The 19,715-nt window shown below is 69.1% G+C and carries 20 protein-coding genes; 12 read left to right on the top strand and 8 right to left on the bottom strand.

The window, feature by feature from the left end; genetic code table 11:
- The 6 genes from ACVTJA_RS12290 to ACVTJA_RS12265 all read left to right on the top strand — a co-directional run bounded on the left by ACVTJA_RS12290 (position 1) and on the right by ACVTJA_RS12265 (position 6,813).
- Entirely contained in the window at positions 1–1,002 is a 1,002-nt protein-coding gene (locus tag ACVTJA_RS12290; protein WP_465836554.1) for a hypothetical protein, read from the top strand.
- Between the two features lie 7 nt (positions 1,003–1,009).
- Positions 1,010–2,602, top strand: a complete 1,593-nt coding sequence (locus ACVTJA_RS12285; protein WP_465836553.1) for a DUF1501 domain-containing protein — start codon at positions 1,010–1,012, stop codon at positions 2,600–2,602.
- 129 nt (positions 2,603–2,731) lie between these two features.
- The gene (locus tag ACVTJA_RS12280; protein WP_465836552.1) at positions 2,732–4,255 is read left to right on the top strand and encodes a hypothetical protein; all 1,524 of its coding nucleotides are present in this window, start codon (positions 2,732–2,734) and stop codon (positions 4,253–4,255) included.
- Between the two features lie 299 nt (positions 4,256–4,554).
- The gene (locus ACVTJA_RS12275) at positions 4,555–5,262 is read left to right on the top strand and encodes an outer membrane beta-barrel protein (RefSeq protein ID WP_465836551.1); all 708 of its coding nucleotides are present in this window, start codon (positions 4,555–4,557) and stop codon (positions 5,260–5,262) included.
- A gap of 381 nt (positions 5,263–5,643) precedes the next feature.
- On the top strand, positions 5,644–6,255 hold the full coding sequence (locus ACVTJA_RS12270) for a cell wall protein (RefSeq protein WP_465836550.1): 612 nt from the start codon (positions 5,644–5,646) through the stop codon (positions 6,253–6,255).
- A gap of 60 nt (positions 6,256–6,315) precedes the next feature.
- Positions 6,316–6,813 (top strand): Fur family transcriptional regulator, encoded by a 498-nt coding sequence (locus ACVTJA_RS12265; RefSeq protein ID WP_465836549.1) that lies wholly within the window; start codon positions 6,316–6,318, stop codon positions 6,811–6,813.
- Here the strand turns inward: ACVTJA_RS12265 and ACVTJA_RS12260 are convergent.
- The 7 genes from ACVTJA_RS12260 to ACVTJA_RS12230 all read right to left on the bottom strand — a co-directional run bounded on the left by ACVTJA_RS12260 (position 6,807) and on the right by ACVTJA_RS12230 (position 14,841).
- The gene (locus tag ACVTJA_RS12260; protein WP_465836548.1) at positions 6,807–8,159 is read right to left on the bottom strand and encodes a PepSY-associated TM helix domain-containing protein; all 1,353 of its coding nucleotides are present in this window, start codon (positions 8,157–8,159) and stop codon (positions 6,807–6,809) included. The two genes, ACVTJA_RS12265 and ACVTJA_RS12260, sit on opposite strands and share 7 nt — an antisense overlap.
- A 43-nt stretch (positions 8,160–8,202) precedes the next feature.
- On the bottom strand, positions 8,203–9,042 hold the full coding sequence (locus ACVTJA_RS12255) for an energy transducer TonB (RefSeq protein WP_465836547.1): 840 nt from the start codon (positions 9,040–9,042) through the stop codon (positions 8,203–8,205).
- Positions 9,039–9,467: an ExbD/TolR family protein gene (locus ACVTJA_RS12250; RefSeq protein ID WP_465836546.1), complete on the bottom strand. Its 429-nt coding sequence runs from the start codon at positions 9,465–9,467 to the stop codon at positions 9,039–9,041. The genes ACVTJA_RS12255 and ACVTJA_RS12250 overlap by 4 nt, the downstream gene beginning before the upstream one ends.
- 3 nt (positions 9,468–9,470) lie before the next feature.
- The gene (locus tag ACVTJA_RS12245) at positions 9,471–10,223 is read right to left on the bottom strand and encodes a MotA/TolQ/ExbB proton channel family protein (protein ID WP_465836545.1); all 753 of its coding nucleotides are present in this window, start codon (positions 10,221–10,223) and stop codon (positions 9,471–9,473) included.
- A gap of 30 nt (positions 10,224–10,253) precedes the next feature.
- A complete protein-coding gene (locus ACVTJA_RS12240; RefSeq protein ID WP_465836544.1) occupies positions 10,254–11,468 on the bottom strand; it encodes a hypothetical protein in 1,215 nt (404 codons plus the stop codon).
- 45 nt (positions 11,469–11,513) lie between these two features.
- The gene (gene mxcH, locus ACVTJA_RS12235; RefSeq protein ID WP_465836543.1) at positions 11,514–14,267 is read right to left on the bottom strand and encodes a TonB-dependent siderophore myxochelin receptor MxcH; all 2,754 of its coding nucleotides are present in this window, start codon (positions 14,265–14,267) and stop codon (positions 11,514–11,516) included.
- A gap of 343 nt (positions 14,268–14,610) precedes the next feature.
- Positions 14,611–14,841, bottom strand: coding sequence for a hypothetical protein (locus ACVTJA_RS12230; protein ID WP_465836542.1), 231 nt, complete (start codon positions 14,839–14,841; stop codon positions 14,611–14,613).
- A 408-nt stretch (positions 14,842–15,249) separates the two neighbouring features.
- On the opposite strand from ACVTJA_RS12230, the gene ACVTJA_RS12225 reads away from it, so the two are divergent.
- The 6 genes from ACVTJA_RS12225 (at position 15,250) to ACVTJA_RS12200 (ending at position 19,288) form a co-directional block, all read left to right on the top strand.
- Positions 15,250–16,101, top strand: coding sequence for a transposase (locus tag ACVTJA_RS12225; RefSeq protein WP_465836541.1), 852 nt, complete (start codon positions 15,250–15,252; stop codon positions 16,099–16,101).
- A complete protein-coding gene (locus tag ACVTJA_RS12220) occupies positions 15,993–16,526 on the top strand; it encodes a Mu transposase domain-containing protein (RefSeq protein WP_465836540.1) in 534 nt (177 codons plus the stop codon). Before ACVTJA_RS12225 ends, ACVTJA_RS12220 begins: the two co-directional genes overlap by 109 nt.
- 131 nt (positions 16,527–16,657) lie before the next feature.
- Entirely contained in the window at positions 16,658–16,903 is a 246-nt protein-coding gene (locus ACVTJA_RS12215) for an ATP-binding protein (RefSeq protein WP_465836539.1), read from the top strand.
- A gap of 24 nt (positions 16,904–16,927) precedes the next feature.
- The gene (tnpA, locus tag ACVTJA_RS12210) at positions 16,928–17,278 is read left to right on the top strand and encodes an IS66 family insertion sequence element accessory protein TnpA (protein WP_465836538.1); all 351 of its coding nucleotides are present in this window, start codon (positions 16,928–16,930) and stop codon (positions 17,276–17,278) included.
- Positions 17,275–17,616: an IS66 family insertion sequence element accessory protein TnpB gene (tnpB, locus tag ACVTJA_RS12205; RefSeq protein WP_465836537.1), complete on the top strand. Its 342-nt coding sequence runs from the start codon at positions 17,275–17,277 to the stop codon at positions 17,614–17,616. The genes tnpA and tnpB overlap by 4 nt, the downstream gene beginning before the upstream one ends.
- 64 nt (positions 17,617–17,680) lie before the next feature.
- Positions 17,681–19,288: an IS66 family transposase gene (locus tag ACVTJA_RS12200; protein WP_465836536.1), complete on the top strand. Its 1,608-nt coding sequence runs from the start codon at positions 17,681–17,683 to the stop codon at positions 19,286–19,288.
- On the opposite strand, the gene ACVTJA_RS12195 is transcribed toward ACVTJA_RS12200, so the two are convergent.
- On the bottom strand, positions 19,234–19,713 hold the full coding sequence (locus tag ACVTJA_RS12195) for a group II intron maturase-specific domain-containing protein (RefSeq protein ID WP_465836535.1): 480 nt from the start codon (positions 19,711–19,713) through the stop codon (positions 19,234–19,236). The two genes, ACVTJA_RS12200 and ACVTJA_RS12195, sit on opposite strands and share 55 nt — an antisense overlap.
- Positions 19,714–19,715: the final 2 nt, after the last annotated feature.

Below are 19,715 nucleotides of genomic sequence, written 5' to 3'. Positions count from 1 at the left end.
ATGAACCGCTACGTTTTGCTCCTCGTGCTCCCCTGGGTCCTCTCCTGTGGCTCGGAGGTGACTCCATCCACCACCCGTCGCCAGGCCCAGGGAGTCTGTGGCACGCCGGCGACCTCGGAGACCCTGCGCGTCATGGAGGGCCTCAGGCCGCACTGCGAGGGCTGTCACACGCAGGGCGCGCGCGGCTTCTTCGCCTCGGCGGAGGCCTTCCAGAGCCTGCTCGTCTCCGACTCCCGACTGGTGAAGGCGGGAGACCCCGACAACAGCGAGCTGGTGCGGCTCCTGGATGGGCGCGGAACCGGCGCCTTCAAGCAGATGCCCACCGGCCAGAAGACCTACTCGCAGCTCGTCTCGGAGGGCACCGCGACGCTCACCGTGGACGCGGTGCGCGCATGGATTCAGGGGCTCGGCGCGCAGCAGCGCGACCCGCGTCCGGACCCGCAGGCCCGGCGCATCACCCGGATGACGGCCATGCAAATCCAGCGCGCGCTCTACAAGCAGCTCGGGCTGGGCTACGACGACTTCTTCATCCCCGCCAAGGAGTTCGGCTTCGACATGGCGGAGTCGCGAGGAGAGGACCTCTACCCGCTCCAGTCGCCGGACGTCATCCCCTCGCCCCGGCAGCATGTCACCGGCGCGCGCTACCACGGCCTCGGAGGAGGCTCGGTGATGTACCAGGTCTCCGCGGACCGGGGCACGCCGCCCACCTTCGTCCTCACGCTGACGCAGGTCTCCCAGCGCTGGTGCCGGCTCGCCCTCTCCAAGTCGGGGAACACGGTGCTGTTTCCGCAGGGAACGACGCGCTCGGCGAATCCGGCCGACGTCAAGGCCACGCTGAAGCGCTGGTCGCTCCACTTCCTGGGCGAGCGATTCACCGACGCGCAGGTGGACGAGCTGTACACGGACGTCTTCGTACCGCTCTCGACTCCCACCGACACCGAGCCCGCCTACGTGGGAGCCTGCTCGTACTTCATCCGCCACCCGCACTGGATTTTCTACTGAGGCGCCCATGAAGCTCACTCGTCGCAATCTCTTTCAGGCGGCCTTCGGGGCCGCGCAGGTCGGGCTGCTGGCGCGCTACGGACTGCCCACGGCGAGGGCTCAATCGAGCTCGGGCCGGCCCACGAAGATGCTGGCCATCTGGCTGGATGGTGGACTGCATTGGGAGTCCTTCTTCGCGCCAATGTCTCGCGCGGGCATCCTGAAGTTCATTCCGCCCGCGCAGGGGGCCGTGTATCCCTATGGGTACAACCCCGAGCAGGTGGAGAACCTGGACCGCTCGCCGGTGGACCTGGAGGCCCCCGGGCCCGTGCGCAAGCTGCGCACTCCCGTGTACTGGAATTGGGCCAACCCGGCTGACACGAGCGGCACCAATCCCATCGTCAACAACACACAGATTTATCGTCCGTATGGGTATGTCTGGGCGAACCCGGCATACAAGCTCTACGAGAAGGCGGCGCTGCTGGTGGCGGCGGACCAGGGCACCGCCGCCCATGGGAGCGGCATCGTCGCCAGCCTGTCGGGTGTCGCGGGCGCCAGCTTCCGGGCCCCGGCGGTGCAGGCCGTCGTCGCCAACGCCATGGCATCGCGCTTCCCGGACAGGCCGCTGCCCAACGTCACGCTCGGCGGGCCACTGCCCATGGCGCTCGGACTGCCTGCACTGGCGAACCCGACGCTGCTGGCCTCCAGCGCGACGGTGGAGCCCACGATCTCGGACCGGCGCGACAGCGCATGGAAGGGGCTGCGCGCGCGGCAGGACCAGCCCGACCTCGCCTTCGATGGCTCCCAGCTCTCCGGCACGGTGCCCCTGTCGGCGGTGGACGCGGCGGTGCTCAAGGCCCTGCGCCGCGAGCGCGCCCTCTCCACCGCGGGCACGGACGCGCAGTTGGAGCAGCTCTACGACACGTACAAGGGCGCCAGCCGCACCATCCGGCGGGACATCCTCTCGGTGCTCGGCACCACGAAGACCTGGGAGAATCTCAAGAAGGACCCGGCCTACCCCGAAGACTGGGGGGCCTGCGTCGGCTACGCGGATGCCTGTGGTCAGGCCTCGTCCATGGGGGACTATGCCTTCGCGCTCCAGTTGCTGAAGTCCGACCTGGTTTCGACCGTCACCCTGCGGGCGTCGAGCATCAACGGCTACGCCTTCGACTCCCACTACGTGAATGGCCAGGTGGTGCATGCCAACTACCTGCGCATCGCCATGGAGATGGTGGGGCGGGTGTGCCTGGAGATGAGCCTCACGCCCAGCCGCTCGAACCCCTCGCGCTCGCTGCTGGATGAGACGCTCGTCTACGTCTACAGCGACTTCGGGCGGACCTTCCCCAAGACGGGCAGCGACCACCACCCGGCGACGTGCGCCCTCCTCGTGGGAGGCGGCATCCAGGGCAACCAGATGCTGGGCGGCTACGACGAGACGATGGAGGGCTCGCCCATGGGCATTCCGGTGAAGCTCATCGAGGAGTCCGGCGACCCGGTGACGCGGACGCCGCGCGCCCAGGACGTCGCGGCGACGGTGCTCGCCGCCTACGGGCTCGTCCCCGGGAAGGACTTCTTCATTCCGGGCGGCTACGGCGTCTTCGACGGCGTCGTGAGGACCTGAGCGAGAAGGTGACGCGGGCGTGTACCCGGCGCCCGCGTCAGAGCCTCGTGCATCCTGGGAGTCCCCTGCTTCCGTGCGCCTTCACACCGCAGTGTGGCCGTCCAGCAATCCCCCCTCGAGGAGTGGAGCATGACCGCAGTCAGACCAACACGTTCGACACCTTGGATTCTCGTCCTGGCGCTCTCGGTCACGGGAGCGTTCGCTGGCTGCGACTCGGATGACCCGCCCGCCGAGAATCCTCAAACCGATGCAGGAACCCGTGATGCGGGGAGCACCGACGCGGGCAATTCCGACGCGGGCAATTCCGACGCGGGGAATCCTGATGCAGGAAACCCTGACGCGGGCAGTCCCGACGCGGGACGGGTCGACGCGGGGCCGCCTCCTGATTTCACCTGGGGCAACGGCACGGACACCGGCAAGCTCGAGGGCAACGTGTGGACCCCCGGGCGTGACTCGACGGGCATCGTGAACGCCTCGTCGTGGGCCATCGTCCCGAAGGGGAAGTGGATTGAGGTCGCGAGCACGCCGATCACCACGCTCGACGCGGAGGTCAAGGCGGCGCTTCCCGGCTTCCGGGACCTCGGCTCCGGGGGAATCGCCGGAGTCATCAACGCCTACTCCGGCCTGGCGGTGGACGCGCCTCGCGCCCGCTGGTGGGCCTTCGGTGGCGGGCACGCCGACAGCTCCAACAACGGCCTCTACCGCTTCGACATGGCGAAGATGCGCTGGAGCATCGAGCAGCTCCCCGACAACTCGGCGAACTGGACGGGAGTCCCCTGGGGGAACACGTACAGCTACTACCCGCCCGCCGGGGAGTACTCGAAGGCCCACCCGGACAGCGACGTCTTCAATGACGAGTTCTACGACCCGGACCGGCCCGCCGCGTCGACCGGTAACCCGGTGGCCCGTCACACGTACAACGGGCTCGTCTACAACCCGGACCTCCAGGAGGTGGCCTTGGGCGTCCGGCGGATGTGGCGCTACAGCCTGACCACCCACAAGTGGACGCGTCACAACCCCTTCAACACCCCGGGTTCCAAGTACGACGGGGCCACCGGCTACGGCGGCGCAGCCGGCTGGACGTTCTGGGACGAGGTGAAGCACCGCTACCTCTTCGGCCCCACGGAGAACTACGACTATTCGAAGTGGTGGTCCTTCGACACCGACGACCAGGCCTGGAACTGGGAGACCATCACGCCCCCCGCTTGGTTCTTCGCCCAGATGACCCGGGTGGGCCGCAAGCTGGTGAGCTTCCCCTACCCGGAGGCGCAGCATGACACCTTCCCTCCGCGGCTGATTACCTACGACCTGGACACGACGAAGTGGGATCGGTTCGACCTGGCGCACGACCTCCAGGTGGCCCGCACCTATACCGAGTACTTCGAGGGAATGATTTTCACCTACGTGCCGCCGCTCAATCGCTACATCGCCGCGTTCCCGTATGACCGCGGCGGGGATGGGAGCTACGAGTACCGGACCTTCGAGGTGGACCCGACGACCCTCAAGCTCACCGAGGCGCCACAGTGGGAGGCCGGTGCCTTCGGCGGGTGGCACGACCTCGTCAAGAACCGCTTCTTCTACCTGGCGACGCACGACGCCCTCGTCTACGTGCGCAAGGGCGAGGAGAACCTGCGCGTCTTCCGGCTCCCCTGAGCCAGGGATGACGTGAGCGGAAACAAGAAGGCCCTGCCAGCAATGGCAGGGCCTTCGGCTCTTCAAGGGGCTCACCAGGTGTTCCGTGTGTCGGGGACGCAGGGCTGGTAGAGGTAGTCGCTCGAGGTCGGCCCCACGAGGTCGAGGTCACGCCGGCTCGAGTTGATGTGCCATTGATTCGCGCGGGTGCAGTGTCGAAGTAGCCCACCAGCTCGGGCGCTTCGGTGGGCAAATGATGCGGGGAGTCGCTCCGACGGCCCGGTTGCATGGTATGGGGCGAGCAGACGTTCGCCCGGACCATGAACCCCATGAAGATGTCCTCCGTCCAGAATCTCGTTGTGCTGACCCTCGTCGTGAGCGCGTCCTCCGCCCTGGCGGATGAGGAACAGGGGCGCGGGCCCTCCGTGGGGCTTCGCGCGGGTTACGGCATGCCCTTCGGCAAGTCGCGCGGCTGGCCAGCCGATGACGACCAGCAGCTGGCCGACTACGTCTCGAGAGTCATTCCGCTGCAGGTCGACGCGGGCTACTTCTTCAGCCCCCGCTTCTACCTGGGGGCCTCCTTCCAGTATGGCTTCGGCAAGCTCGCGCTGGGCTGCTCGGAAGGCGTCAGCTGCAGCGTGAGCCAGCTCCGCCTGGGACTCAACGCGGCCTACCATTTCCAGCCGAGCGGAGCGCTCGAGCCCTGGGCGGGGCTGGGCGTCGGCGTCGAGAGCCTCCAGTCATCGAGCTCCTTCGAGCTGACCGTTGGTGGCCCCGTGAGCACGGATGGCTACGTCCGGGGCATCGAGCTCGCCGCCCAGGGCGGGCTCGACTACCGCATCAACCCCACGTTCTCCGTGGGGCCCTTCCTCAACTTCACCGCGGGGCAGTACCGGACGAGCCACATCCACATCGAGGCGCGGCCCGAGAACCCCGTGGTGCAGGCCACCGACACCACGGAGGACATCGAGGACAAGAGGTTTCACGGGTGGCTCAGTGGTAGGGTGCGCCTCCAGGCTCGTTTCTAGACGCCTTCGAAAGCGTGATTCGCGCCGCACATGTGGGTCTCCGTCGGCGACGCGGTGCGGCCGGAAGCCCCGGAGGTGCTCCGGCGTGGCGGAAGGGCTCGACCCGGTCGCCTCCCGAGGCCTGGTAACAGGAGATGTCGCACACGGCGTGCGTGTCGCAGTGTTTGTTTTTGGCGAGGAATGGTAATCATCCCTCGCGGTTATTACGTTGCGGCGCCACGCTTCATCCGGCGCTGCCTTCGACTCGTACAGCTCGAGCCTTTACACATGCAGAGACTTCATCGTCGTCGCGTTGCGAAGCCCGTCCCGCTCCAACTGGTTTCAGCACAGTCCATCGAGACCGCGCTCCGTGCCGCCATTCGCCAGGAGGCAAGGGGCCCCGTGGCCTCGCTCGCGGCGGCCCTGGAGCGCCTGGCGAAGCGGTTCACCGGGAAGCCGCGAGCGGTCCGTCCCGCGAGCACCGGCCGCGACACGGAGCTGCTGGCGGCGGTCGCGCCCGTCCTCGCCTCCGTTCAGGCCACCCTGCCCGCGGCCGCCGCGCCCGGGCCCACGGTCCGGCACTGCGCCGTCATCGGCTGTCGGCGGCCCCTCCGCAGCCAGGGCTACTGTGCGGCCCACTACCAGAAGCGGCGCCTCATGGTGGCCACCGGCCGCCTCCACTCCGCCTGGGTGGAGAACGCGGCGCCCCACAGCATCCCCGACGTCATCCTGCCGCGTGGGCGCAGGCCCAGGGCCGGAGAGCCCATGCCTCAGGCGGAGGTGCAGGCTCCCCTGCCCGCGCCCCGGGTATGGGTGCGGAAGAAGGGGCAGGGCGTGCTGCCGCTCGGCCTCGAGTCGGACAGCGCCGCGACGGCCGCGAGCGCCGGCCCTGGCGGCCCCAACGGAGCGAGCACGGGTGCCACACGCCCCGTCCAGGAGAGCGAGCACGAGCGAGCCACCGCCGCCGCGCAGCGCTGGGTGAGCGACTTCCTCGCCGCGAAGCGGGGGGCGTGAGGCCCTCGCGTGAGCCTCGCTTCGGTTGCCACGGCCGGGTGACGTTGGCACAGTAGAAAGATGCGAGTTGCTCGCAAAGAGCAGGTGGGGGAAGACGTCATCTCGCGCGCGGTGGAGGCGTTCCGCGTCGCCCTGCGCGCCAAGTCCCAGAACATGAGCTCGGTGCGAGAGGCCATCGTCCGGGCGGCCCTCACCTACGACGGGCACTTCTCCGTGGAGGACCTCGTGCAGGTGCTCCACGGCCGGGGCGTGGCCGGCGCGCACATGGCCACCGTCTACCGGGCCGTGCCCCTCCTGCTCGAAGCGAAAATCATCCAGCCGGCGCTCGTCTCCCGGGGAGACCGCCAGCTCTATGAGGCGGCGTTCGAGCAGGAGCACCACGACCACCTCGTGTGCTCCATGTGCGGCAAGGTTGTCGAGTTCCAATCCGAGGCGCTCGAAGCGCTCCAGCGGGAAATCGCGGAGCGCTACGGCTTCGAGCTCGACGAGCACGTCATGGAGCTGTCGGGGCGGTGCTCAGCGTGCAGCGCGAAGCGCCGGAAGCACGGCGCTCACTGAGCGGTCTCCCGGGCGCCTGCCGGGGGCTCGATGACGCGCGTCGCCGGGGCACTGGCGGTGGGCAGGCCTTCCGCTCGCGCGGGGCTCCGTTGCGTGGACCGGACGCGGCCCGTGCGCTTCTTCCACCAGATGATGACACCCGTGACGCTGAGCATGGCCACCACCAGGCCCATCAGCGAGATGAGGATGCGCCCGGGCAACCCGAGGATGCGGCCGGAGTGCAGCGGGAACTGCGCCTGCACGAAGATGTCCGCGGCCGTGCCCTTCCACGGCTGGCGGTCACCGAGGAGGCGGGCATCCTGGGTGTCGAGGTAGAGCTGGCGATGGCCCACGCCACCCGAGCCGTGGTCTTCCTCGGGGTGGAAGAAGGCGATGGCGTAGATGCCCTGATATTCGGAGTGGAACAGGTACCCGACAGGCTGCGTCCAGCCGCGGCGCCGGGACTCCTGCTCCGCGACCGCAATCGCCTCCGCGTAGCCGACGCGGGGCTCCATCGGCAGCGCCGCCAGCGCGCGCGTGTCGAACGGCGAGGGCGTCAGCTTCGAGACGACCGACATCATCGGGATGAAGACCTCGCGGTAGAGGTTCATCGAGAACGCCGTGAAGGCCAGGATGAAGAGCAGCACCCACGTCCAGAGCCCGAAGGCCCGGTGCAGGTCGAAGTTCAGCCGGTAGCGGCCGGCGCTCCAGTTCACCTTCCACGCGGGCTTCCAGAGCTGCCAGAAGGTGCGCCCCGAGGCCTGCGGCTTGTCCCCTTCCGCCGCGGCCGGCTCGGCGGCGGCCTCGCGCTTCCGCTTGCGTAGCGGCAGCGTGAGGTAGAAGCCGACGAAGCAGTCCAGGGTCCAGATGAGCGCGATGACGCCGAGCAGCCACGGCCCCCAGCGGTCCGTGCCGAACATCACCGGCAGGTGCAGGGTGTAGTGCATCTTGTAGAGGAAGGAGACCGCGGTCTCCCGGGTGACGGGCCACACCGCGCCCCACTCGCGACGGCCGAGCTCCTCACCCGAGACAGGGTCGACGAACACCTGATTGAAGCCCGGCTCGAAGAGCCCGCCGGTCGCGGGGTTGACCCGGGGCGAGACGCTGAACGCGAGCGACTTCCCCGCCTCCGCGGCCATCGGCATGTACGTGACGCGCACCTCGGGATGGCGGGCCTCCACCTGACGGGCCAGTTCGAGTGCCGAAAGGGGCGTGCCCTGCGCACGCGCCTGGGTCAGGTGGGGGTTGAGCCACTCATCGAGCTCGTGGTCCCAGGAGATGACCACGCCGGTGAGGCCGGTGACGAAGAGGAAGGCGGCGGTGATGAGCCCCATCCAGCGGTGAACCACGGTCCAGAATGCGCGCATCACGGCCTCCTCGAAGCCTGCCCCGCCGCGAAGGCGGGAGCAGTCATCGGTCGAATCTCACGTTCACGAGCGCGACCGCGCGCGTGGGCTGACCGGCTCTATCGAAACCGGGGGACCACCTCTTGGACAGCGCACAGCGCCGCGCCTCACGCCCGAAGCCATGCCCCGGGTCCGCCGTCACGGCGGCGGAGAGCACGCTGCCCTCGGCGTCGACCTCGACGCGCAGCGTGACGACACCGTGGTCGATGCCCGCGTCATCCGCCTCGACAGGGAACGGACAGTCCCAGCGTGCCCCGCCCGCGAGCGCCGGCCTGCGGGAGCGGTCTCCGTTGAGGTCGGTGCCGGTGCCGCCTTCGACACCACCCGCGCGCGCATTCGGGTCGCGCACGGCGTGCGTCGCCGTGCCGCCGGACTCCGTCGTTCCTCCGGCATAGGCCGAGCCCTTCCCCACCACGAACGTGTCACCGAAGTCGACGACCTCGGGGGCGGCCGTCGCCACCTGCGCGGCCTGAGCGGCGGCGGGCGGCGGCGCGTTCGCGGTGCGCGGAGCGGCAGCCCGCGCCGCGGCTGCAACCTTCGGGCGGGCAGGTTCCACCTTCGGCTCCTCGACAGGAGGAGGCGGGGCCACCGGCGGAGCAGGCGGAGGCGGGAGCTCGACCTCCACCCACTGGGTCACGGGCGCGCTCTTCGCGACGCCGCCCTCCTCCGGCAACGGCCCCATGAGGCTCGCTCCCAGGGCGAGCGCGCCATGAAGCAGCGCCGCGCCGACTCCCGCCACGATGAGCGGCCCCGGCGAGCGGCGCGGTGAGCCGTCCAGCATCGACGCTCGCGCGCCCACGCGGGCGCGAGGTGCCCTCTCGGGCGACGCGCCCCGGCCACTCAAGGTGCGACCTCCACCGGCGGTCCCGGCTCCACCGCGAAGGCGATGCGGGACAGACCGGCCTGCCGGAGGACGTCGAGCGCATGCATGACGCGGCTGTGCGGGACCGTGCCCTCCGCCTGCACGACGGCGCGCAGGTCCGGGTGGGCCGCGAGCGCGGCGCGCGCGAGCTGCAGCACCTGCTCGTCACGGGGAACCGCCTGGCTGTCCACGTACATCGAGCCATCCGCGCGCAGCGAGACGCTGAAGACCTGCTGCACCTCGCCGCCCGTCGCGGCCCTGGGCAGGTCCATGGGCATCGCACGCGACACGACAATCTTCGCCGTCACCATGAAGATGATGAGGAGCACGAGCGTGATGTCGACGAGCGGCGTCACGTTGATGCCCGTAATCGGCGCGTTCGGCTTGTTGGAAGAGAAGCCCGCCATGCGTCACTCCGTGGCCGTCGCCAGGGAGGCGGCCGCCCCGTGGCCATGCACCTGGTGGCTCGCGGCCTCGCGCTGGGCGCCATTCCGCGAAACGCCCCGGGGAGCGTGCTCCTCGCGAAGGTGCGCCAGCAGCACGTGCCCCAGCGTCTCGGCGTCCGCGAGCGCCGCCGTGACGCGCCCCTGGAAGTAGTTGAACGCGGCCACGGCCGGAATCGCCACGACGAGGCCGACGGCCGTGGCCACCAGCGCCTCGGAGATGGCGCCCATGATGCGCTCGGGCGCCAGCGCGCTCGCCGCGGCCATCGCGCCATTCGCCGGCTGGGTGTGCCCGAGCGCCTCGAACGCGCCGACCACGCCGATGACCGTGCCGAGCAGCCCCACGAACGGCGCGTTGTTGCCGACGGTGCCGAGGAACAGGATACGCTGTTCGAGCCGCTTGCGCTCGAGTCCCATGGCCGCCGCCATGGCCTCCTCGGCGGACGCGGCGCCCTGCTCCAGCTCGGCGAGCCCCGCGGCCACGACGCGTGACTCGACGCTGTTCGCGCCCTCGAGGAGCTGCCGCGCGCGCTCGTACTCCCCGCCGCGCAGGAGCTTGCGAAGCTCGGGGACGAGCTGGTCCATCCTGCCGTTCATCCGGCGGAAGACCCACGCGCGCTCCAGCGCCACCGCGACCGAGGCGAGGCTCAGCGCGATGAGCAGCCAGAGCACCCACGTGGCGCCCGACCCGACCATCAGATAGGTGAGTCTCTCAATCATGTCTGGCTCCCCGACACCCGTGCGGGTGTCTCACTCGATGGGCATCAGCCCGGAGAAGTAGCCGTCCATCGTGAACTTCTGGACGGCGACGTTGGTGGCCGGGTCGAGCTCGAACACGGTCGACTTCACGCCGTCGGGGCTCTCGCTCGTGTAGAACTTGCCGTCCACGCCGCTGCCGCTGAAGCCGACGACGGAGTAGTTCGCGCCCTGGACCTCTTCCGCCTTCGGCGTGTCCCCGAGGGTGATGCGCCACATCTTGTAGGCGGGCACGCTCCAGTGCTCGAAGTTCACCCGGTCGAGGTTGGTGGGAATGCGGTCCTCGTACTTCATCATCGTGAAGCCGACCCCTCCGGTGATGGAGGCGTGCTCCAGCTCCGTCATCGAGTCGAGCCCGCCCGTGAGCGACGGGATTTCGTAGAACCAGTTCTCCTCGAAGTCGGTGGTGCCCGGAGCGATGCGCAGCAGGCAGTTGGGCACCGAGGACTTGCCGCTCGCCGCCGCGAACGTCTGCATCGACTGGTTGCGGCCGTCGCCCATCACATAGGCGTAGCCCTTCGCGTCGAACGTCACCCGGCCGCCGGCGCCGCAGCGGTGGTCCTCGGCGACCCCGACGACCTTCATCGCCTTGGGGTCGAGGATGATCATGCTCACGGACTGCTCGACGTTGGCCGTGGTCCAGTTCACCCACTTGCCGGGGATGTAGACGAGCCCGTTGTGCGTCGTCGTCGTGAAGGACTCGATTGAGTAGCCTTCCTTCCGGAGGAACGACAGGTCGACGTTGCCCTTGATGGTCATCGTCTCCGGATTCCAGATGACGGCCACGTACGCCTCCGTGAGCACGGAGACGGCCGTCTCGTCGTCCACGATGACGTTCGCGAAGTCCATGTAGCTGATGCCGTAGTTCAGGAAGCTGAGCCGGCCGGTCTCCTTGAACCCGTTCTCGGTGGAGTAGCGGACCCACACCGGAGACTCCGCGAGGCCGTAGAAGAAGTTCTTGCCGTGCGCGAGGAAGACGGCGTTGCCGTTCACCTCGATGCCGTGCTCGTTGGTGAAGTGGCCCTCCAGCTTGCTCACAATCTGGGCGTAGCTGACGCGGTTGCCGTCCGCGTCGATGCTCACCGAGCCGAGCACGTAGCGCTTGCCCTCCGGCGCGGGCGTCTCGGGGCCCTCGTCGGACTTGTCGCTGCACCCCGCGAGCGCGAGCGCGAGCGCGCCCACGGTCCACATCTTCCTGCTCAGCGTCACGGTATTCCTCCTCGCGCCGTACGAGAGGCGCTCACTGCTTGTTCCTCAGAGCAGCTCTCCCGTCACCTTCAGGAAGAGGGCCCGGCCGGGCCGCTGCACACCGAAGAAGTCGTAGACCGCCGCGTCGGTGACGTTCTGCATCTCCAGGGTGCTCGTCACGCGCGCGCCGTGGTTCATGCTCCACGAGACGCCCAGGTTGTGCGTGAGCTGCGCGTCGACGACCTGCTTGAACTCGCGCAGGCCCTGGCTCTCCCAGCCCCGGTAGAACGAGTGGACGTAGCGGCCCGCGTAGAAGGGCTCCAGCGTGTCGTCGCGTCCGGGCATGCCCGGGAGGCGCACGCGCGCCCCCCAGCTCGCGAAGAGCCAGGGGCGGTTGGGGATTCGGTCGCCCTCGAAATCGCCGAAGGTGCCCTCGCTCGACGCGTTTCGGACGTCCTGGAAGGTCACCATTCCATCGAGGCTCAGCAGGCGCCCCGGCGAGCTCCACGACAGGGCGTTCTCGATGCCGACGGAGCGGGCGCGGTAGACGTTCTGGTAGGTGAAGTAACGGTCGTTGCCGAGCAGCACGATGAGGCGGCTGCTGTCGCGCCAGAAGGCGTTGAGGTCGACGGTGAAGTCGCCGAGCGAGGCGTGGCGCAGCTCCAGCCGCGGACCGAGGTTGGCGTTGTGGCTCACCTCGGGCTCGAGCTCCAGGCTCGGCGAGATGAGCACTCCGTTGCCGAAGACCTCGTCCGGCCGCGGCAGGCGCGTGGCGTATTCGTACGACGCCTTGGCGTAGAGCCAGTCGGTGAGGCGGACACGGAGGCCATCGCCGATGCCGAAGGCCTGGGTGTCCTGCGAGAGCGGCCGGAAGATGTTGCCCGGGAGCGCCTCCTCGCTGGACGTGCGGTAGACGTAGGCCTTCACGAAGAAGCTGTTCTGGATGAGGTAGTCGGTGCCGCGCCGCCGCTCCATGAGCACGCCCGAGGCGTCGGAGACCGGGAGCGCGTTGAGCTCGTACTCGAGCCCGCCCACGAACGTGAAGAGCTTGCGCTTCGCGGTGAGCGGGTCCCGCGCGGTGGGGTCGGCCTGGAGGCGCTCGTCACCGGTCCGGCTCACGTGTGTCGGCGACAGCGCGAGCCGCAGCACGTGCTCGGCGTGCGGCACCCACTCCAGCGACACGCGGCCCAGGACGCTGTCCTCCCAGAGCGTCTGGTCCGACGGGTCGGTCTGGGTCTCCCCATCCACGGCCCGCTCGCGGATGCGGTTGCCGAACCAGTCGTACACCCACTCGCCGCGGTCCACGAAGTCGATGCTGCGCCGCGCGACGTTGCCGAGCACCGACAGCTCGAGGTTGGGTGCGAGCAACTGCTCGTACCGCGCGGTGACTCCCGCGACGTTCTCCCCGTAGGAGACCTCGCCGTACGGGACGGTCATCACGATGTTGTGCTGGATGTCCTTGTCGAAGGACGACGCGAACGCGCGGACCAGGAGCTTGCGCGCCCAGGGCCGCTCGACGAAGCCCAGCTCCACCGAGCCGCCGAACGCACCGTACCCGTCGTGGAAGCGCGGGACGGAGACGGCTTGCGGCTGCCCCTGCTCGTTCGGAGCCTCGACGCTGATGCGGTAGTCGTTGCGGGCGGAGTCGAAGAAGCCCTCGGCGCCGGCCACGAAGCCGCTGAGGTCGTGGCGGTAGTGCCCGTCGAGCGTCACCCGGTGCGTGCCGAACGAGCCGACCTGGTAGCTCGCACCGAGCCGCGTCTGGTGGCTCTGGTCGGTGACGAGGTTGAGGGCCCCTCCGAGCGCATCCGCGCCGAAGCGGATGGGCACGACGCCGCGGAAGATTTCCACGCGGTCGATGAGGTTCACCGGCACGTTGGAGAACCCGAACGTGTACCCCGCCAGTTCGAGCGGCACACCGTCCAGGAAGAAGCGGATCTGGTCGTCGTAGAGGCCGTTGAGCGAGAACCGCGCCCCGCTACCGAGGCCGCCCGAGCGGCGCACCGACACGCCCTGCGTCCGCGTGACGACCTCTCCCAGGTCCGCGCTCTGCACCCGCGCCCGTCGCAGGTCCACCACGTTCACCGCCTCGGCGGACTCCTGCCGCTGGCGTGCCTCGGAGGGCGTGCCGCGCACCGTCACCTCGACGGGAGTGGGCGCGGCGGGCGCGGGCGCGGCGGGAAGTCGAAGCTCGAGGCGAGCCTCGCTCCCCGCTCCCACGGCCACGTCGCCCTGCACCGTGCCCGTGCTGCTGGAGGCCTGCAGCCGGTAGTTGCCCGGCGTGACGTCCTCGAATCGCGCACGCCCCTCGGTGTCAGTCACCGCGCGCACCGCCGCCTGGTCGGGTCCAATCAGTGAGACTTCGATGGCCGTACCCGGAGCGCCGTTCGCATCGAACACCTGTGTGGCCACACTCCCCGTGGTCGGCACGGGCGGGAGGTGGAACGCCATGCGGTAGAGGATGCGGGCCGCGATGGGCTGCCCGTCCCGGCGCGCCGGGTTGAAGCGCAGGCGCAGCGCGGCCTCGCGCGCCGCTTCATCCAGCGAATTGCCAAGCGCCTCAACGACTTCCACCGCGGTGACGCGCCCTTCCGCGTCGATGCTGAGCCGCAGCACCACCTCGCCTTCCAGGCGCTGCGCGCGAGCGTCTTCTGGATAGTCGGGCTCGACGGACTCGATGAGCGTCGGCGGCCCGAGCCCCGTGGCGGGTGCGGCCCCCGCGGCCTGTTGCGCGTGGGCACCGAAGCCCAGACCCACCACGGCGACGAGGACGAGGAGCTGGAGCCCCAGCCCGGGGCGACGGCTACGGCTCCCCCTCATGATGCGAGGGACTCGCCACTTTGAAACCCTGCCGGCGCGGGCCGCGCCCGCGTCGGTGCGCTGGCGGGCGCCCACACGAAGGGACACCGAGACATCGGGAGCGTGTGACGAGGGGGACATGGCTCCGGGCACCGAACGAAAGCGCGAGTAGTTCGCATTCTCGTCGCACGCGAAGTTCTCACTGTCAAGAGAGGAACGCCCGCACAGTTGAGCTGTAACGCGCTGTAACGGAGCCGATGTCGGCAGCTCGCGTTCGCAGAGCGAAATCGCGACGGTGTGGAGAAAACGGAGACGCTGGGCCACAGGCATCCGGCCTCTTCGTTACATCAGCAATCGCGGGCTGTTACGGCGTGAAGCGTAGGAAGAACACCCTGGTGGCCCCGCCTGACGGGAGGTCCTGCTGGCCGTTGACCGTCACGGGGTCGTCGGCGTCGCCCACCAGCAGCGTGCTCCCATCCGCCGTGGCCCCCAGGCCCAGCACGTGCTGGGCGAGGTCCACCGTTCGCGACCAGAGGCGCGTCCCCGTGGAGGTGAAGCGGGCCACGTACCTGTTGTACCCCGTCGGGTGTCCCAAGGGACCGCCGCCCAGGTCGAACGCGCCTTGCTACTGCATCTGGGCTGCGCCTTCCTCGAAGCTCCCGCTTCGGCGCACCCGATGCGTGGCATGGAGCACAGCCCGTCTCGAAGGCTTCACGCCATCGTGACGCCGGCCCTGCGGCGTCGGACGTGGCGCCTGACGTTTCCCCGAGCAGGCGCGGAGGCAGGCGTGCTCCGGACGATCCCGATCACCGATTCCGGAGCAAGCCGAACACCCGCTCCGGGACAAGCCGAACACCGATTCCGGAGCAAGCCGAACACCTGTAGCAGGTTGAAGCACCGGGGCTGGAGCAGCGCCAAGGGCCTCTGGGGCTGAAGGCCTGGACTGGAACGTTGACGACGCTGGACAGAGCGCCGACCACGCCGCCTCCCAAAGGAGGCGGCGGTGGCGGCAGAGAGGCTGTCCATGCGGCAGATGAGAGAGATTCTGAGGCTGCACCTGGAGAAGGGGCTGGGCCCGCGGGCGATAGCGCGCAGCCTCTCGGTGTCGCCGGGCACGGTGAGCGGCTACCTGGGCCGGGTACGGGTGGCGAAGCTGACATGGCCGCTGCCACCGGAGTTCGATGAGGACGTGGCGCTGACGCGGCTGCTGTTGGCTGATGAGAGGAAGTCGCGGCCGAGCCGGCCGGAACCCGACTGGGCGCGACTTCATCCGGAGCTGCGCAAGAAGCACGTGACGAAGCAGTTGCTGTGGGAGGAGTACAAGGCGGAGCAGCCAGACGGTTACCAGTTCAGCCAGTTCTGCGAGAAGTACGCGCGGTGGGCCGCGACGCTGAGCGTGACGATGCGCCAGACGCACGTGGCGGGGGAGAAGCTCTTCCTGGACTTCAGCGGAGACGGCGTTGACGTGGTGGACCCGAAGACGGGCGAGCGTCGCCAGGCGAAGCTCTTCCTGGCGGTGCTGGGCGCCAGCAACTTCACCTACGCGGAGCCGGTGCTGAGTGCGGAGTTGCCCACGTGGGTGCAGTGCCATGTCAACGCGCTGGAGTACATGGGCGGCGCGACGCAGGTGTGGGCGCCGGACAGCTGGGGAAGTCGCGCCGGGACGTCTTCGAGGAAGTGGCGCGCGCCGCGCTGCGGCCGCTGCCAGCGCGGCGGTACGAGTACGCCGAGTGGGCGCGCCCGAGAGTGCGCGTCGACTACCACGTCGAATTCGACGGCCACTGCTACAGCGTGCCGTATCAGCTGGTGGGCCAGCATCTGGACGTGCGCGCGACGGCGAGGGCCCTGGAGGTGATGCACGGCGGACGCCGCGTCACCTCGCCCCTGCGCAGCTTCGAAAGGGGCGGCCACACGACGAAGTGTGAGCACATGCCCAAGTCCCACCAGGCGCAGGCGGAATGGACGCCGCTGAAGCTGGTGGAGTGGGAGAAGAAGACGGGGCCGGCCACCGCGGCACTGGTGGAGGAAATCCTGCGGCGCCGGGTGCACACGCGGCACGGCTTCCAGGCTTGCCTCGGCGTGCTGCACCTGGGCCGCAGGTACGAGGCGGAACGCATTGAGGCCGCGTGCGCCCGGGCGCTGCGACTGAGGGCCTGCACATACAAGAGCGTCGCGGCGATTCTCAAGAACAACCTCGACCGCGAGCCGGTGCGGGAAGAGCCACGGCCCGAGGCGCTGCCCGTGCACGGCAACGTGCGGGGCCCCGGCTACTACCACTGACCGCTGGGCGCCGAGGACGGCCTCGCGGTGCTCCAGCAAGGGCCATGGAGCGCGGTGCACGCGCCCAGGCTGCCAAGACGTTACGAAGCCCCGCGCAGGCAACGGACCCGCCGCTATCCAAGGAGACACGCATGCTGGTGGAACAGACGCTCGAGAAGCTCAACGAGATGAAGCTGCATGGAATGGCGAAGGCGCTGAAGCAGTGGCTGGAGCAACCCAAGGGCAAGGACTTGACGCCCGAGGATGTGCTCGGACTGCTCGTCGATGCGGAGCAGATGCACCGCGATAACCGCAAGCTCCAGCAGCGGCTGAAGAACGCGAAGCTGCGGCAGCATGCGTGCGGTATCCGCTGCATGAGACCCGTCTGGCGGCACTGAGCCTCCGCGCGCAAGGTGTCGCGCATGGCAGACGCGGAGCTGTGGAAGAAGCGGGTCGAGGAATGGCGCGCCAGCGGACTGGGCGCGGCGGAGTACTGCAAGGGCCAGGAGTTTACGGCGGGCACGCTGTACCGGTGGTCCAGTCGTTTGGCGGAGTCGGCGCGTGGCAAGCTGACCGCGCAAGTCCCCCTGGTGCGGCTGGTACGAGAGCCGGTGCAGGAATCCCCGGCCCTCGCCCGGACTACGCCGCGAGCCACCGAGGTCATCATCGAAGCGCACGGGGCGCGTGTCCTGGTGCCACCTGGCGCGGACACGGCGACAGTCCGGGTCGCGCTGGAGGCCCTTGAGGACGCCAGGCGGGGCGCGCAGCGATGATTCCGCACGGCGTCGAAATCTTCGTGGGGCTGGAGCCGATTGACTTGCGGTGGGGCTTCGAGCGGCTGGCGGGACTGGTGGACGAGCGGCTGGGCCGCCAGACGCGCAGCGGCGCCCTCTTCGTCTTCTTCGGCAAGCGACGCACCGCCCTCAAGGTCCTCTTCTACGACGGCAGTGGGTTGTGCCTCTTCTACAAGCGGTTGGACTCCGGCTGCTTCCAGGTACCGCAAGGGCTGGAGTCGGGGGCCACCAGCGTGGCGGTGGAGGAGCACGTACTGGAGGAGCTGCTGGACAGGCTGCGCGTCGAGGTGCCGCCTCGCGGCCCTCGCCCGCATTGACGCAGCTGGAGAGCGAGACTGCACGAGGCGCCCTACCTGACAGGAGGGCGTCGACAGCGCCGCCGTGGGGAGTTACAAGGGCGCGGTGTCCATGCAGGAGTCCCCGACAGCCACCCAGGCACGCATTGCAGAGCTCGAAGCGCTGCTGAGCGCCGAGAAGCAGCGCAGCGCGCAGTTGGAGAGGGAACGGGACGTACTGAAGGCCTCGCACGAGAGGCTGCGGCTGGAGTTGGAGCTTCTCAAGCAACGACTCTTCGTGGCCAAGGCCGAGAGGGTGGACAGCCGGCAACTGGAGCTGGAGTTCGCCCAGAAGCTGCGCGCCTTGGAAGAGGTAGCCGGTACGTTGGGCATGGCCTCGGACGAGACGTCAGGCGACGCGGGGGCGAAGAAGAAGAAGCGCAAGCCCAAGGGCCGGCGCGACTTGAGGAGCCTGCCGCTGGAAGAGAAGCGGGTGGAGATTGCCGACCCCGTCCTCGACGCGCTGGTGGCCCAGGGCAAGGCGGAGCGAATCGGCTTCGAGGAGAGCTGCAAGCTGGCGTGGCAGCGGGGCGGCATGCGCCGGCTCGTCATCGCCCGGGTGAAGTACCGCACCGTCGACGCCGACGGTGAGGCCTTCCTAGCGTCGGCGATGACGCCCAAAGAGCTCTTCTTCCGCTGCCTGGCCGCGCCGTCGCTCTTGGCCCACCTGGTGATTGGGAAGTACTGCGAGGGGCTGCCGCTGTTCCGCCTGGAGCAGCGCTTCGCGCGTGACGGGGTGCCGGTGGACCGGGGGACGATGGCGCGGTGGATGGAGGACGTGGGGGCGACGGTGGGCACCACCGTGGTGGCCGCCATGCGCGAGGAGGCGCTCGCCACCGCCTTCTGCATCGCCACGGACGCCACGGGCGTGGCGGTGCAGCCGGTGCCCGTCGAAGGGCAGCGCCAGGCGTGTCGGCGGGGCCACTACTTCGTGCAGGTGGTGGACAAGGACGCCATCTTCTTCGAGTACACGCCGCGTGAGACGAGCGCCGCGGTGCTGGAGCTCTTCAAGGGCTTCCGCGGCTACGTGCAGGCCGACGCGAAGAGTGTCTACGATGCCCTCTTCCGTCCCGCCGACGACGAGCCGCCGGACGGCGAGGCCGAGGTGCGGCACGAGGTAGCGTGCTGGGCGCACTGCCGCCGAGGCTTCTGGGAGGCGACGGCGGCGAAGAGTGCCGTCGCCCGCGAGGGCCTGGCGCGCATCGGCCGCATTTTCGAGCTGGAGGCGACGTGGAGAGACAAGCCTCCCGAGGAGATTCACCGGCTGCGGCAGGCGCACCTGCGTGCGCACGTGGAAGCCTTCTTCGCCTGGGCCGAGGCAGAGCACCAGAAGGTGCGGGAGGAGCGCGGGCTGCTGCGCAAGGCGCTCGGCTACGCCGTGCGGCAGCGAGAGGCCCTGGGCCGCTTCCTCGAGGACGGCCGGCTGCTGCTGGAGAGTCGGGTCGGGGACCGGCGCGGTGGTGTTCAGGCTGCCCTTGGCTGTATCCGCCGTTTCCGGCTTCGTGCCCGTGTAGAGCGCGCCATCACTCCGTCTCCGGTCCCCGCCTCATCGAACCGGACAGGCGGATTTCCCGCATCCGGCTCGCCGCGAAGGCGTCATCACACCGGGGTTATGAGTCCTTCCGGCAGGGCGCTCGCTTTCGCGGCGACGTAGTACCGGATGCGGTAGTCGTTGAAGAGACCCCACATCCCGTACACGACGTCGCTACTCCACCGCGTCCAGCCGAAGCCCCTTCGCTTCAGTTTCTTCACCGCGAACCGCCTCACCTTGAGTTCGACCTGCCACTTCACCTTGTCGAATGCTCGGCTCGAGTTCCCCACTCGGAAGTAATTCACCCAACCGCGAAGGACCGGGTTGACCCGGACCACCGCCTCCTGCACCGACAGGTGCCGGCTGCCGTGGAGGACGTCCCTGACCTTGCGGAGAACCTCGGTGAGCTTCTTCTTTCGCGGGCTCGTGTGTGCATACCCCTTCCGAATGGTTGGGTTCGGCTTCCAGCGAAACTCGAAGCCGAGGAACGCGAACATGGCCCCCTTCTGGGTCAGCAACACCGTCCGGGTCTTCTTGTTGGCGGTCATCG

It is taken from the genome of Pyxidicoccus sp. M6, assembly GCF_055568925.1.
The sequence above is the reverse complement of the archived record's forward strand: the minus strand, read 5'-3'. Positions and strand labels throughout refer to the sequence as shown.